At 65.6% G+C, this 13,971-nt stretch carries 16 protein-coding genes; 7 read left to right on the top strand and 9 right to left on the bottom strand.

The annotated features are described in order from the left end of the window. Positions 1-25: 25 nt before the first annotated feature. The 7 genes from accD to purB all read right to left on the bottom strand — a co-directional run bounded on the left by accD (position 26) and on the right by purB (position 6,172). The gene (gene accD, locus ACT17R_RS16380; protein WP_444809843.1) at positions 26-877 is read right to left on the bottom strand and encodes an acetyl-CoA carboxylase, carboxyltransferase subunit beta; all 852 of its coding nucleotides are present in this window, start codon (positions 875-877) and stop codon (positions 26-28) included. Further along, positions 874-1,665, bottom strand: coding sequence for a tryptophan synthase subunit alpha (gene trpA / locus ACT17R_RS16385; RefSeq protein WP_217373461.1), 792 nt, complete (start codon positions 1,663-1,665; stop codon positions 874-876). The genes accD and trpA overlap by 4 nt, the downstream gene beginning before the upstream one ends. Next, positions 1,662-2,882: a tryptophan synthase subunit beta gene (gene trpB / locus ACT17R_RS16390; RefSeq protein WP_062903211.1), complete on the bottom strand. Its 1,221-nt coding sequence runs from the start codon at positions 2,880-2,882 to the stop codon at positions 1,662-1,664. Before trpB ends, trpA begins: the two co-directional genes overlap by 4 nt. 99 nt (positions 2,883-2,981) lie before the next feature. Further along, positions 2,982-3,614 (bottom strand): phosphoribosylanthranilate isomerase, encoded by a 633-nt coding sequence (locus ACT17R_RS16395; RefSeq protein WP_217373460.1) that lies wholly within the window; start codon positions 3,612-3,614, stop codon positions 2,982-2,984. Positions 3,615-3,753: 139 nt separating this feature from the next. Continuing rightward, a complete protein-coding gene (gene pyrF / locus ACT17R_RS16400; protein ID WP_003044140.1) occupies positions 3,754-4,428 on the bottom strand; it encodes an orotidine-5'-phosphate decarboxylase in 675 nt (224 codons plus the stop codon). Next, on the bottom strand, positions 4,425-4,772 hold the full coding sequence (locus ACT17R_RS16405) for a lipopolysaccharide assembly protein LapA domain-containing protein (protein ID WP_058811860.1): 348 nt from the start codon (positions 4,770-4,772) through the stop codon (positions 4,425-4,427). The genes pyrF and ACT17R_RS16405 overlap by 4 nt, the downstream gene beginning before the upstream one ends. A gap of 86 nt (positions 4,773-4,858) precedes the next feature. Next, a complete protein-coding gene (gene purB / locus ACT17R_RS16410) occupies positions 4,859-6,172 on the bottom strand; it encodes an adenylosuccinate lyase (RefSeq protein WP_062903210.1) in 1,314 nt (437 codons plus the stop codon). Positions 6,173-6,387: 215 nt separating this feature from the next. Here purB and ACT17R_RS16415 point away from each other — a divergent pair, with 215 nt between their 5' ends. Next, on the top strand, positions 6,388-6,897 hold the full coding sequence (locus ACT17R_RS16415; protein ID WP_217373458.1) for a calcium-binding protein: 510 nt from the start codon (positions 6,388-6,390) through the stop codon (positions 6,895-6,897). Positions 6,898-6,966: 69 nt separating this feature from the next. Here ACT17R_RS16415 and rnk read toward each other — a convergent pair whose 3' ends face one another. Continuing rightward, the gene (rnk, locus tag ACT17R_RS16420; protein ID WP_217373457.1) at positions 6,967-7,395 is read right to left on the bottom strand and encodes a nucleoside diphosphate kinase regulator; all 429 of its coding nucleotides are present in this window, start codon (positions 7,393-7,395) and stop codon (positions 6,967-6,969) included. A gap of 229 nt (positions 7,396-7,624) precedes the next feature. Next, entirely contained in the window at positions 7,625-8,359 is a 735-nt protein-coding gene (radC, locus tag ACT17R_RS16425) for a RadC family protein (protein ID WP_217373456.1), read from the bottom strand. Between the two features lie 157 nt (positions 8,360-8,516). Here radC and ACT17R_RS16430 point away from each other — a divergent pair, with 157 nt between their 5' ends. From ACT17R_RS16430 to ACT17R_RS16455, 6 genes are all read left to right on the top strand, one after another. Then, the gene (locus ACT17R_RS16430; protein WP_217373455.1) at positions 8,517-11,669 is read left to right on the top strand and encodes a YdbH domain-containing protein; all 3,153 of its coding nucleotides are present in this window, start codon (positions 8,517-8,519) and stop codon (positions 11,667-11,669) included. 53 nt (positions 11,670-11,722) lie between these two features. Then, entirely contained in the window at positions 11,723-11,884 is a 162-nt protein-coding gene (locus ACT17R_RS16435; RefSeq protein WP_371830003.1) for a YnbE family lipoprotein, read from the top strand. A 15-nt stretch (positions 11,885-11,899) separates the two neighbouring features. Continuing rightward, positions 11,900-12,295 (top strand): YdbL family protein, encoded by a 396-nt coding sequence (locus ACT17R_RS16440; RefSeq protein WP_062902475.1) that lies wholly within the window; start codon positions 11,900-11,902, stop codon positions 12,293-12,295. Positions 12,296-12,499: 204 nt separating this feature from the next. Next, complete coding sequence (locus ACT17R_RS16445) at positions 12,500-12,820, top strand: AtpZ/AtpI family protein (protein WP_217373454.1); 321 nt, start codon at positions 12,500-12,502, stop codon at positions 12,818-12,820. 68 nt (positions 12,821-12,888) lie between these two features. Continuing rightward, positions 12,889-13,674 carry a F0F1 ATP synthase subunit A gene (locus tag ACT17R_RS16450; protein ID WP_003044113.1) on the top strand — a complete coding sequence of 262 codons (786 nt, stop codon included), beginning with the start codon at positions 12,889-12,891 and terminating at the stop codon, positions 13,672-13,674. Positions 13,675-13,714: 40 nt separating this feature from the next. Further along, positions 13,715-13,942, top strand: a complete 228-nt coding sequence (locus ACT17R_RS16455) for a F0F1 ATP synthase subunit C (RefSeq protein WP_003044110.1) — start codon at positions 13,715-13,717, stop codon at positions 13,940-13,942. Positions 13,943-13,971: the final 29 nt, after the last annotated feature.

The following is a 13,971-nucleotide window of genomic DNA, read 5'->3' on the forward strand; positions in this document are numbered from 1 at the left end:
TCCCTCCGTCCGTCAGGAGGAGGGATCAAGCCGCCTTTTCGGGCGCGAGATAGCCGATCAGGCGGCCGAGCGTCGCGGGCAGCTCCTTGCGATGCACCACCATGTCGATCATCCCGTGATCGAGCAGATATTCGGCGCGCTGGAATCCTTCGGGCAGCTTTTCGCGGATCGTATTTTCGATCACGCGCTGGCCCGCAAAGCCGATCAGCGCATTGGGCTCGCTGATCTGCACATCGCCCAGCATCGCATAGCTCGCGGTCACGCCGCCCGTCGTCGGGTCGGTGAGCAGCACCACATAAGGCAGGCCCGCGCGGCGCAGCCGCTGGAGCGCAACCGTAGCGCGCGGCATCTGCATCAGCGACAGCGTGCCTTCCTGCATCCGCGCGCCGCCCGCGGCGGTGATCGCGACGTAGGGGACGCCGCGCTTGATCGCGGCCTCGACCCCGGCGACGAAGGCTTCGCCGACCGCGACGCCCATCGATCCGCCCATGAAGGCGAAATCCTGCACCCCGATCACGGCGCCCTGGCCCGAAATGCGGCCGAAGGCGTTCTGGTAAGCGTCGCGGTCGCCGGTCTGCGCGCGTGCGGCCTTGATGCGGTCGACATATTTCTTGGTGTCGCGGAACTTCAGCGGATCTTCGGGTGCCGCGGGGGCGGCGATCAACTCGTGCAGGCCGCCGTCGAAAAGCTGCGCGAAGCGCTCTTTGGCGCCGATGCGGTCGTGATGGTCGCAGCGCGGGCAGACGTTCAGATTGTCTTCCCACTCCTTGACGAACACCATCTGCTGACACTGGCGGCATTTGTGCCAGAGGTTGTCGGCGGTGTCGCGCTTGGCGGTGAAGGGCAGGGCGTTGCGAACGCGGTCGAGCCAGCTCATGCGGCGATCTCCTTTGCGCTGTGGATAGCATCGGCGAGCGAACGGGCGAAGGCCTCGACATGCGCCGCCGCGGCGTCGCCATGCTCGGCAATGATGTCGATGAAGGCCGATCCGACGACGACGCCGTCGGCAACCTTGGCGATGTCGGCCGCCTGCGCGGGGGTGCGAACGCCGAATCCGACCGCGACCGGCAGGTCGGTCGCGGCTTTCAGGCGCGCAACCGCATCCTCGATGCTCGCCTGAGCGGCCTGCTGCATCCCGGTGATCCCGGCAACCGAAACATAATAGAGAAAGCCGCCCGCGCCGTTCAGCACGTCTGGCAGGCGCGCCGCGTCGGTCGTCGGCGTTGCGAGGCGGATCAGGTCGACCCCGGCAGCGCGGAGCGCGGGGCCGAGTTCGGGATCTTCCTCCGAGGGAATATCGACGCAGATGACGCCGTCGACCCCTGCTTTCGCGCACTCTGCGGCGAACCAGTCGGCGCCACGGATCGTCATCGGATTGGCATAGCCCATCAGCACGAGCGGCGTGTCGGGATGGCGCTGGCGGAAGGCGGCGGCGATACCGAACAGGTCGGCGGTGGTCGTCCCCTTGGCGAGGCTTCGCAGGTTTGCGGCCTGGATCGCGGGGCCGTCGGCCATCGGATCGGTGAAGGGCATGCCCAGTTCGATCACATCGGCACCCCCCGCGACGAGCGCGTCAAGGTTCGCGGCGGTGTCGCCATCGCCGCCGGTGATGAAGGCGACGAGCGCAGGGCGCGGCTTGGCGAACGCGGCGGCGAAGCGGGTCACAGCTTTACCCCCAATGCTTCCGCCACGGTGAAGATGTCCTTGTCGCCGCGGCCCGAGCAATTGACGATGATGATCTTGTCCTTGCCCAGCGTCGGCGCGATGCGTTCGGCAGCGGCGATCGCGTGCGCGCTTTCGAGCGCGGGGATGATGCCTTCGAGCTTGGTCAGTTTCTGGAAACTTGCGAGCGCCTCTTCGTCGGTGACCGGTTCGTAACGCGCGCGGCCGATGTCATGCAGCCAACTATGCTCGGGGCCGATGCCCGGATAGTCGAGCCCCGCCGAGATGCTGTGCGCCTCGGTGATCTGGCCGTCCTCATCCTGCAGCAGATAGGTCTTGTTGCCGTGGAGGATGCCGGGTTTGCCGCCGGCGAGGCTGGCGGCGTGCTTGCCGCCCAATCCTTCGCCCGCGGCTTCGACGCCGACGATCTCGACGTCTGTGTCATCGAGGAAGGGATGGAACAGCCCGATGGCGTTCGACCCGCCGCCGACGGGGGCGATCAGCATGTCGGGCAGGCGCCCTTCGGCTTCGAGAATTTGCGCCTTCGCTTCCTCGCCGATCACCGACTGGAAATCACGCACCAGTTCGGGATAGGGATGCGGCCCCGCGACGGTGCCGATGATGTAGAAGGTGTCCTCGACGTTCGCGACCCAGTGGCGGAGCGCCTCGTTCATCGCATCTTTCAGCGTCTTCGCGCCGCTTTCGACCGCGACGACTTCGGCGCCGAGCAGCTTCATGCGGAAGACGTTCGGCTGCTGCCGCGCGACGTCGACCGCGCCCATGAAAATGGTGCAGGGCAGGCCAAAGAGCGCTGCCACGGTCGCGGTCGCGACGCCGTGCTGGCCGGCGCCGGTTTCGGCGATGATCTTGGTCTTGCCCATCTGCTTGGCGAGCAGGATCTGACCGATGCAATTGTTGATCTTGTGCGCGCCGGTGTGGTTCAGATCTTCGCGCTTCAAATAGATCTTCGCGCCACCCAGATCGTTCGTCAGCCGCTCGGCAAACCACAGCGGGCTCGGGCGGCCGACATAATTTTTGAGCAGATAGTCGAACTCGGCCTTGAAGGCAGGGTCGGCCTGCGCAGCGCGATAATGGCGTTCGAGGTCGAGGATGAGCGGCATCAGCGTTTCGGCGACATAGCGGCCGCCGAAGGCGCCGAAATGGCCGCGCGCGTCGGGCTGGGTGCGGAGGCTGTTGGGCAGGGTCGGTGCTTCGGTCATGGTCATTTCCATCGGTTACGGGTGGGCGCGCACTTGAAGATCGGGTCTCAAGCGGTCAGCGCCATCGTTTTCCGATGCGCATCATGAGGAACTGCGGTGTCAGCATCTGCCGACCGCTTTAAGGAAAGCGGCGATCTTGTCCATATCCTTGACGCCCGGTGCGCTTTCGACCCCCGACGACACATCGACGAGCGGCGCGCCGGTTTCGGCGATCGCCTGTGCGACATTGGCCGGGGTCAGTCCGCCTGCGACGCCCCAATCGATCGAGTGGCGATGGCCCTTGAGCAGCGACCAGTCGAAGCTGGCGCCGGTGCCGCCGGGCAACGCCGCTGCCGGCGCATCGAACAAGATGCGGTCGGCCGCACCTTCAAACTGCCGGACGCGTTCCAGCGTTCCGGCATCCTTCAGGCCGACCGCCTTCCAGACTTCGGCAGGAACGAGCCGTTTGACCGCGGCGAGCCATTGGGGTGTTTCATTGCCATGAAACTGGACGATGTCGGGGCGCACCGCGCTGAGCGCCTCGCCGGTCACCTGTCGCGAGGCATTCACGAGAAGGAGCGCAACCTTCACTTTCCCCCCGGCGCGCTGGCGAAGCGCGGCAGCGGTCTTCAGATCGACGTGGCGCGGACTCGGTTCATAGTGAACGAGGCCGATGTGCGTCGCGCCGAGCCGGATAGCGGCGTCAACCGTTTCGGGCGTAGAGAGGCCGCAGATTTTGACAAGTGGGGGCATATATCAGGGTTCGATCATTTAGGTCATTGCGAGCGAAGCGAAGCAATCTCCAGCCATCGGCGTAACACAATCCCGATAGCTGGAGATTGCTTCGTCGCCTTCGGCTCCTCGCAATTACGATGGTTGAATGAAAGTGTGTTTACAGCGTCGCTTCGATCGCGCGCGCCGCGAGGTCGGGGTCCTGCGACTGGCTGATCGGTCGGCCGACGACGAGGATCGAGGCGCCGTCAGCCATCGCCTGCGCCGGGGTAACGATACGCTTCTGATCGCCGGCACGGCCGTCAGCAGGGCGCACCCCCGGTACGACGAAGAAGCCGCCGGGCCATGCCTTGCGCGCGGCCTTCACTTCCTGGCCCGAGCAGACGATGCCGTCGAGACCCGATTCGCGGGCCAGCGCGGCAAGGCGGACGACCTGGTCGTGCGGGGTGCCGCCGACGCCGATATCATCGAGATCGGGCGCGTCGAGGCTGGTGAGCACGGTAACGCCGACCACCTTGGTCGCGCTTCCCGCGACTGCCTTGGCCTCTTCCATCATCGCGCGGCCGCCCGCGGCGTGGACGGTCAGGATCGCGGGTTCGAGCGGACGCAGCGCCTGGATCGCCTTGGCAACGGTGTTCGGGATGTCGTGCAGCTTGAGGTCGAGGAAGATCGGCAGGCCGAGCTTCGCCATTTCGTGCACCCCGTGATGGCCGTTGGCGCAGAAGAATTCGAGGCCGAGCTTCAACCCGCCGACATGGTGGCGCACCCGCTGCGCCAGCGTCAGCGCGGCATCGAGGTGGGGGGTGTCGATGGCAAGATAGACAGGCGAACTCATTGCGGATCCAGCGGCGAGGGTGGGATGTCGTTGACGGGCTTCGACTGCGGCGCCGGTTCGGGGGTGAGCGGCGTCTCGGCCGGGCGGTTGGCCATGGCGCGCAAATCGGCAAGTTGCCGTTCGCTCGTTTCGATACGGCGCTTCAGCGACCAGCGCGAGGTACGCAGCGCGATCCACAGCGGCAGGCTGCCGATCAGGAAGGCGGCAAAGATCAGCACCGGCAATTTGGTGTCGAGCACCTGTCCCGGCCATATGGTCACGGTGACAGGATTCCAGTTGGCCATCGAAAAGACGACGAGGATGATGGTCAGCAACACCCAGATGACGGTTCGCACGATTCCCACGTTATTGCGCTCCTTTACCGGCCTCTGCATCGAACCCTAAGCGACTTTGGCGCATGATGCGAGTCTCTGGGCGAGGCCCGGCGCGTTCAGCCGCCGAACACCCGCGCAAAGATCGTATCGACATGCTTCATATGATAGTCGAGGTCGAACAGCGCGGTCAGTTGCTCGGCCGACAGACGCGCAGTCACGTCAGCGTCGGCCTTCAGCAGTTCGAGCAACGAAAGCTGGCCGTCGCTTTCCCAAACCTTCATCGCATTGCGCTGGACGAGCGCATAGCTGTCCTCGCGGCTCGCCCCTGCCTGGGTCAGCGCGAGCAGGACGCGCTGCGAATGGACGAGGCCGCCCATGCGATCGAGATTCTTCTGCATGCGCTCGGGATAGACGAGCAGCTTGTCGACCACGCCGGTCAGTCGCGCGAGCGCGAAGTCGAGCGTGATCGTCGCGTCGGGACCGATGAAGCGTTCGACCGACGAATGGCTGATATCGCGCTCGTGCCACAGTGCGACATTTTCCATCGCCGGGATGGCGGCGCTGCGCACCATGCGCGCGAGCCCGGTCAGATTTTCGGTGAGCACCGGGTTGCGCTTGTGCGGCATGGCCGACGAGCCCTTCTGCCCCGGCGAAAAATATTCCTCCGCTTCGAGCACCTCTGTGCGCTGAAGGTGGCGGACCTCGACCGACAGGCGTTCGATCGACGAGGCGATCACGCCGAGCGTTGCGAAGAACATGGCATGGCGGTCGCGCGGAATGACCTGCGTCGACACGGGTTCGATCGCGAGGCCCAGCTTCGCCGCGACATGCGCTTCGACGCGCGGGTCGATATTGGCAAAGGTGCCAACCGCGCCCGAAATCGCGCAGGTCGCAATTTCCGCGCGCGCTGCGACCAGCCGCGCCTTGCAGCGCGCGAACTCGGCATAGGCTTCGGCCATCTTGAGGCCGAAGGTGACCGGCTCGGCATGGATGCCGTGGCTGCGCCCGATCGTCGGGGTCAGCTTATGTTCGTATGCGCGTCGCTTGATCGCCTCGAGCAGCGCGTCGAGGTCTGCGAGCAAGATGTCGGCGGCCTGCGCGAGTTGCACCGCGAGGCAGGTGTCGAGCACGTCGCTCGACGTCATGCCCTGATGCATGAAGCGCGCTTCTTCGCCGACATTTTCGGCGACCCAGGTCAGGAAGGCGATGACGTCATGCTTGGTGACCGCCTCGATGGCGTCGATCGCGTCGACGTCGATGACGGGGTTCGTCGCCCACCAGTCCCACAGCGCCTTCGCGGCGGATTGGGGAACCGTCCCCAGTTCCGCGAGCGCGTCGGTCGCATGCGCCTCGATCTCGAACCAGATGCGAAAGCGATTTTCCGGCGACCAGATGGCGGTCATGTCCGGGCGGGCGTAGCGCGGAACCATTGATATACCTTCCTTTTGTGCGCCGCTGTTCGGCGCCTTGTCGCAAAACCGCGGCGGAATCACGATGGGGCGCCCCCTAGCAGGGGTCGACCGCTTCGCCAATCACCCGCGCGCCGCAACTTCCAGCGAACGCGGACGGTTGCCCCCATGCCCCTTCAGAAAAGGCGGCGGATCGCAAACAGATGCGGGTCCGCCGCCGATACAGGAGATAGATAATGTTGAAGCAAGTTCTTTTGATCGGCGCCGCCGCGATCAGTTTCCCCGCGCTGGCCCAGGAAGCACCGCCGTCGCCGGGCACCACGCCGCCGACCGAGCAGCCCGAGGCTGCGCCGATGCCCGATAGTGCGCCGGCACCGACCGACACGACAGCTCCCGCCCCCATCGAGCCGGCCACCGATACGATGGCCCCGGCCGGCGAGGCGCCTGCGCAGACCGCGCCCGCCAGCCCTGCGCCGTCGAGCAGCGCGGCCGCGACCCCCGCGCAGATCGCCCAAATCGTCGAAACCGAATTTCCGACCTATGATGGCGACAAGTCGGGCGACCTTAGCGCCGCTGAATTCGGCGCATGGATGAAGAAGCTGCGCACCGCGCAGGACCCCGCCGTTGATCCCGAATCGGCCGATGTGAAGAGCTGGATTGATCAGGCTTATGGCGCGGCCGACGCCGACAAGTCGGGCAGCGTTACCAAGGAAGAACTGGTCGCGTTCCTTTCGCGCGGCGCCTGATTTCGCAGTCCTCCCCGCTTGGGGCGATGCAGCCGTCGGAGCGATCCGGCGGCTGCATCGCCATGGCCGTCAAGCCGCGCGCGGCGGCTGCATGACCGCCCGGATCGTCAACGCCCGTTCGTGGCCGTCGCGATCGGGCCACAGGATCGCGCTGCCGGCGCGCATCCCGATCAATCCGGCGCCAATGGGCGTCAGGATCGAAATTCGTCCCGACGCGATGTCGGCATCCGACGGATAGACCAGCCGGACGCTGCGCACCGCGCCGCTCGCTTCGTCGACGAAATCGACCTCGCTGTTCATCGTCACGACGTCGCGCGGGACGTGGCGTTCTTTGTGAACGGTCGCACGGCCGATCTCGCGCATCAGCAGTACGCTGACCTGCGGCATGCGCTTTTCGATGCCGAGGGCAAGATCGGTAAGCGCATCGGCCTCCGAATCGATCATGTGAATGGGCGGGCGTTTGCTCGCCTTGGTCGAGGTGGTCTTGGCTACTGTCATTCTATTGGCTTTCCGCATGGAAAGGGCAGGGCGCGGCCGCGCTCCTGTCGGGATGGTTCGGAAATCTTGCCCCGGTCCGGGGCATGGCACGCCACAGCCCGGGGCTAGAAGCCCGCGAGAAGCTGACCCGCGTGAAGGCGGAAGCGAAGATGGCGCTGCCGAATCTGCATGACGCGATGATGTCGCCTGAGGCCGGGCAAGTAAAGCCCGGCTTTTCCGGCCTCCTGATTCAGAGCAGCCCGAGCGCGCGGAGGCTGCGGTGGCCGCTGCCGCCGATGATGATATGATCGTGCAGCGCGATACCCAGCCGCCCTGCGGCATCGGCCAGGTCGCGCGTGATCGCGATATCCTGGCGGCTCGGTTCGGGATTTCCGCTGGGGTGATTGTGGACGATGATGATCGCCGCGGCGCCGAGTTCGAGTGCGCGCTTGACGACTTCGCGCACATAGATCGCCGATTGGTCGATCGACCCCTCGCTCGCGACCTCGTCGCGGATCAGCATGTTGCGCGAGTTGAGGTACAGCACCCGCACCCGCTCGACCTCGATCGGTCCCATGTCGGCGCGCAGCCAGTCGAGCAGCGCATCCCAACTCGACAATAGGGGCTTTTCGCGGAACTCGCCTTTCAGCATCCGGAGGCTGGCCTGCTGGACGATCTTGAGCGCGGCGATCGTGCCGTCGCCCATGCCGTCGATTCGGCGCAGCGATTCGGGATCGGCGCTGACGAGCTGTGCGAACGAACCGAATTCGCGCAGCAATGTCTTGGCGAGCGGCTTAGTATCGCGCCGCGGGATCGCAAGCGCGAGGAGATATTCGACCAGTTCGTAATCGGCCATACCGTCGGCATCGCCGCCGAGCAGGCGCGCGCGAAGCCGCGACCGGTGGCCGCATGATCGGGAAGGGGGGCGGGCGCGTCGGCCATCGTCAAGGCAATAACCGCCTTGTGGGCACCACTCAACGCTCATAGACACAAGCGCCTATGTCGCGGCGCTTTTTCCTGCATCGAATGGCCTTGCCCTGCGTTGCCGATGGGCATGGGACAGCAATGGTAGGCGCAGTGAGCTTTGGCCGGGCATATGATGACGGCGTGACGTCACAGGCGGTCGATGGGTTCGGCCGCGGGTGAGCGAGGCAGAGACAGTCCGCGCGCGGCGACGGCGCAAGGCGCCGTGGATCGTCGGGGGCGCGCTCGGTGCGCTGGCGCTCGGACTTTGGGTTGCCCGCGCCCCGATCGCCGACCGTTTCATTCAGGACCAGCTTGCGAAGAAGGGCGTGCCGGCACGCTACACGATCGAACGCATCGGCCTGTCGACCCAGCGGCTCAGCAATGTCGTTATCGGTAATCCGGCGCATCCCGACCTGACCGCGCGGGTGCTTGAGGTGTCGGTCGGGCTCGGCTTGTCCGGGCCCTATGTCGCATCGGTGCGCGCCGACGGCCTGCGGCTCTACGGCCGCTTCGTCGATGGGCAATTGTCGCTCGGCGCGCTCGACAAATTTCGCGACCCAACCGACAAGAGTCCGTTCGCATTGCCCGACATGGCGGTCCGGCTGAGCGACGCGCGGGCGCGGCTCGAAACGCCGTGGGGCAATGTCGGCGCGGCGCTGAACGGCGGCGGCAATTTGCGCCGCGATTTTGCGGGAACCCTCGCGCTCGTGGCCCCGCATATCGCCGCTGCCGATTGCCGCGGCACGGGAATCACTTTCTACGGCAAACTCGCGGTGCGCGATGTGCGCCCGCGGCTGACTGGGCCGTTGCGCGGCGCGGCCGTGACTTGCGGCGGCGCGCAGCCGGTCGCGGTCGCCGCGCCGCAGATCGCGCTGGACGTCTCGCTTGCTGAAAATCTGCAGCAATGGGACGGCACCGCCGACGCGCTGGTCCAGCGCCTGACGATGCCCGCGCTCGCCGCCGAGCGGGTCGGCGTGAAGGGCCGCTTCACCGGCACCGCCGATCGCACCGGGCTGACCTTGGTGGCGGATGTTGCCAAGCTGGCCGGGCCGGATTTTGCGGCGAGCGGCGTGCATCTGGAGGGCAAGGGCGCGGTCGGCAACGTCACCCCCAATTTCGACGGCCGGCTGCGCTTCGCCGATGCAAGCGCGAGCGCGCGTCTGCGCCGGTCGGTCGCGGACAGCGCCGCGGCGCTGGGCGGTACCCCGCTCGGCCCGATCGGCGACCGCGCGGCGACCGCCTTCGCCGCAGCGCTCGCGGGTGCAAGCGGCGAAGCGGCGATCGCGCTGACCGGGCAGGGCGAGGCGCTCCGTTTCGAGCTTGCCGCGCCCAGCCTGTCGAGCCGCAGCGGCGCACGCTTCGCGAGCAGCGCCGACAGCCGCATCGGCTATCTCTTCGCCGCGCCGCGGCCCGAGGTCATCGCAACGGGGCGCTGGACCTTCGGCGGCGGTGGCCTTCCGGTCGGCGCGATGGAACTCGACCGCCGTGCCGACGGCCACATGACCGGGCTGGCGCAAATCGACGCCTATCAGGCGGGCGGCGCGCGTCTGGCGCTCGATCCGGTGCGTTTTTCGAGCGCGCCGGGCGCCGCGATGCGCTTTTCGACTAGCGCCACCCTGTCGGGGCCGCTTGCGGGCGGGCGCGTAGAGAGGCTGCGCGTGCCGATTGCCGGTGCCATCGCCGCGACCGGCGGGATGGCGTTCAACGGCGGCTGCCACCGTGTCACCGCGAACAAGATCGACGTGTCGGGGCTGCGCCTTGTCAATAACGGTATCGACCTGTGCAGCACCCCCGGTGCGCCGCTGTTCAGCGTGGGATCCGCGGGGGTGCGCGGTGCCGTCCGGCTTCCGGGCCTCAAGCTGCGCGGCACCAGCGGGGCGTCACCCTTTGCTTTTGACAGCGGTCCCGGCGAGGTCGATCTGGCGCGGTGGCGCTGGTCGCTTGCCAACGCCGATGTCCGGATCGGGGCCGGGGACAGCATGACGCATTTCGCCGCCGGACGCCTTTCGGGCGCGGCGGGCGGACAGGGGATGGCCGGAACGCTTGCCGATGCGCAGGGCAAGATCGGTGCCGTCCCGCTCGGCATGAGCGAGATTGCCGGCAACTGGCGCTGGGCCGACGGCGCGCTGACGCTCGACGGCGGGCTGGTGCTGACCGATGCGGCGGCGGACAAGCGCTTTGCGCCGCTGATCAGCCGCGACGCGCATCTCCGTTTCGCCGACGGCGTGATCGACGCAAGGGCGGGTTTCGACGAACGTGAAAGCGGCAAGAAGATTCTCGATACGGTGATCCGCCATCGCTTTGCCGACAGCAGCGGCGCCGCCGATCTGATCGTCAAGGAATTGCGCTTTGACGATAATTTCCAGCCCGAACAGCTCACGACGCTTGCGCAAGGCGTCGTGGCCAATGTCCAGGGTTCGGTCGTCGGCGACGGGCGGATCGAGTGGAATGCCGAGGGCGTCACGAGCGGGGGCACCTTTGCGACCGCCAATACCGACCTCGCCGCGGCTTTCGGCCCGGTGACCGGACTGACGTCGACGCTGACGTTCGACGATCTGCTGGGGCTCCATTCGGCGCCGGGGCAGACCGTCGCGCTGAAGGAAGTCAATCCGGGCATTCCTGTCGTGGACGGCAAGATCGACTATCAGCTCCTCGGCGGCAATCGGGTGCGGATCGAGGGTGGGCGCTGGCCGTTCGCTGGCGGCGAGCTTCTGCTGCACCCCGCTACGCTCGATTTCAGCGCCACCCAGCCGCGCCGCCTGATGTTCGATGTCGTCGGCGTCGATGCCGCGGTTTTCCTTCAGCAGTTCGGGTTCGAGAATATCAACGCGACGGGCAAGTTCGACGGGACGCTGCCGGTCGAGTTCGACGGGCTCGGCGGGCGCGTGGTCAACGGACGGATCGACGCGCGCGACGGCGGCGGCACGCTCGCCTATGTTGGCGAACTTTCCAATCACAACCTCGGCACGATGGCCAATTTTGCGTTCGGGGCGCTGCGATCGCTGAAATATGACGATCTGACGATTGTCCTCAACGGCAACCTCGACGGCGAAATGGTGACCGAAATCCGCTTCGGCGGGATCGGGCAGGGTATCGGCGCAAAGCGCAATTTCCTGGTCGATCAGGTCGCCAAAATCCCGCTGATCTTCAACATTCGTGTCGAAGGGCCTTTCCGCGGCCTGATATTCTCTGCAAAGAGCTTTTACGATCCATCGGTCCTGGTGGAGCAGAATTTGTCGCAGCTCTTGCAAGCCCAGCGCGATGCCGAAGCCGCCGCAGCGGCGAAGGCGGCGCCCGTTCAGCCTCCAGCAAGCGAGCCCGTGCAATGACGGTAAGGAAGATAGGAAAGATGAGGAGAGCGGCCATAGGCGGTCGGTGTCTGTTGCTGACGATCGGAACGATGGGCCTCGGCGGCTGCGTTCAGGTGTCAGCGCCCGACAAGCCGATCGAGATCAACCTGAATATCCGCATCCAGCAGGAAGTGGTGTACAGGATCGACGGCGACGCGAAAAAGCTGATCGAACAAAATGGCTCTATCTTCTGACAGGGACGAAACAAGATGATGAAGCAGATGTTCAAACCCGCAATCGCCGCGCTGGCCGCCGCCGGAGCGGTCGCCGCGCTGGTCACGCCGGCGCTGGCACAGCGCGACCCCGCCTATGAAAATGCGCGCGCTGCGGGCCTGATCGGCGAACAGCCCGACGGCTACCTCGGCTTTGTGACCACGCCGACCGATGCAGTGCGCAAGCTGGTCAGCGACATCAATATCAAGCGCAAGGACGCCTATACGCGCAACGCGCCGGCGGGCAGCACGATCGAACAGTTCGCCTTTGTGACGGGTTGCAATCTGATCCTGAAGACCGCGCCGGGCGAGAAATACCGCACGCCCGACGGCAAATGGCTGACGCGCGACAGCAGCCCGCCGGTGCGCGATCCGCGTTGCGCCGCCAACTGACGAATTAGCAGCAGGCCTTCGTGCCTCATTATGCCGCCGCGCCCCTAAACGCGGCGGCATTTTTGTGCGCCTGCGCACGGGCATTGACTTAATCGGGCGGCGTTCCTAAACGGGCCGCGCCTTAGGGGTCCCCCGGCTTTTTCCGGGCCTTTTTCGCGGGCGGCACCGATTCTTTTCGGTTCTGTTTCAGGAGGATGGCGGAAGATGACGGGGAAGGGCAGCGATCCGGATCAAACTTCGGAGGATTCGCGCCTGGTCTCGCTCGAAGAGCGATTGGACCGGGCCGAAGCCGCAGAAGCGAAACGGACCGCAGGCGCCGCCAGTCCGGAATCCGATGCCAATTACCGGCTCGGGAACCGGGTGCTGGCGGAACTGCTGGGTGGATTGATCGGTGGCGCCTTGTTCGGCTGGCTGATCGACCGCATCGCGGGCTCGTCGCCCTGGGGGTTGTTGGGAATGTTGTTCATGGGGATCGTCGTGGCGTTCCGGAACATCATTCGCATCGCTTCGGGTCCACGCAAGTAGCGCGGATCAAAGGGAATTTCTGGCGGGACGGCCCGATGAGCCGCCCCGCAATGCGCGTGGAGTGAAGAGTGGCGGCGGAATCCGGCAAGATCGACCCGATGCACCAGTTCGAGGTGACCCCGCTCGGCGGCGGTTTCCATCTGGGCGGGCACGAAATCCTGTTCACCAACAGCGCGCTGTGGATGGTTGTCGCGGCCATCACGCTCGGCATCTTCATGTGGGGCGGTATGCGCCGTCAGCTCGTTCCCGGCCGTTGGCAAGCCGCCGTCGAGGGCTTCACGGGTTTCATCTCCAGCATGATGACGCAGAATATCGGTAGCGAAGGGCGCAAGTTCACGCCCTATGTCTTCTCGCTGTTCATGTTCATCCTGTTCTGCAACCTGCTCGGCATGTTGCCGCTTGGTGTTTTCGGCATCCATCCCTTCACCGTGACCAGCCATATCGCGATCACCGGGGTTCTTGCGCTGGTCAGCTTTGCGATCGTGCTCGTCGTCGGTTTCTGGCGCCATGGCCTGCACTTCTTCTCGCTCTTTGTGCCGCACGGCACGCCGCTGCCGATGATTCCGATCATCGCGCCCATCGAGTTCGTGTCCTTCATGGTCCGCCCTTTCAGCCTCGGCCTGCGTCTCTTCGTCGCAATGACGGCGGGTCACGTTCTGCTTAAGGTGCTGTCGGGTTTCGTCATCAACGGCTTCAACGCCGAAACCGTCTGGCTCGGCTCGATCGTCTCGGTCCTCAGCTTCATCCTGATGATCGGCATCAGCGCGCTCGAACTGCTCGTCGCCGGCATCCAGGCTTATGTTTTCGCCCTGTTGACCTCGCTTTACATCAACGACGCGGTCAACCTTCACTAATCCCGTTTATACCAAACGCTTACACCCAAGGAGTATTACAATGGACGCAGAAGCAGCAAAGCTGATCGGTGCTGGTCTCGCCGCTATCGGTGCCGGCATGGCCGCCATCGGCGTGGGTAACGTCTTCGGCAGCTTCCTCGAAAGCGCGCTGCGCAACCCCGCGGCCGCCGACGGCCAGCAGGGTCGCCTGTTCATCGGCTTCGCGGCTGCCGAACTTCTCGGCCTGCTCGCGTTCGTCGTCGCGATGATCCTGCTCTTCGTCGTCTGATTTCGGACGATCCGGCGTGGCCGGTTCTC

Source organism: Sphingopyxis sp. Q841, assembly GCF_052384365.1.
Taxonomy (GTDB): domain Bacteria; phylum Pseudomonadota; class Alphaproteobacteria; order Sphingomonadales; family Sphingomonadaceae; genus Sphingopyxis; species Sphingopyxis terrae_A.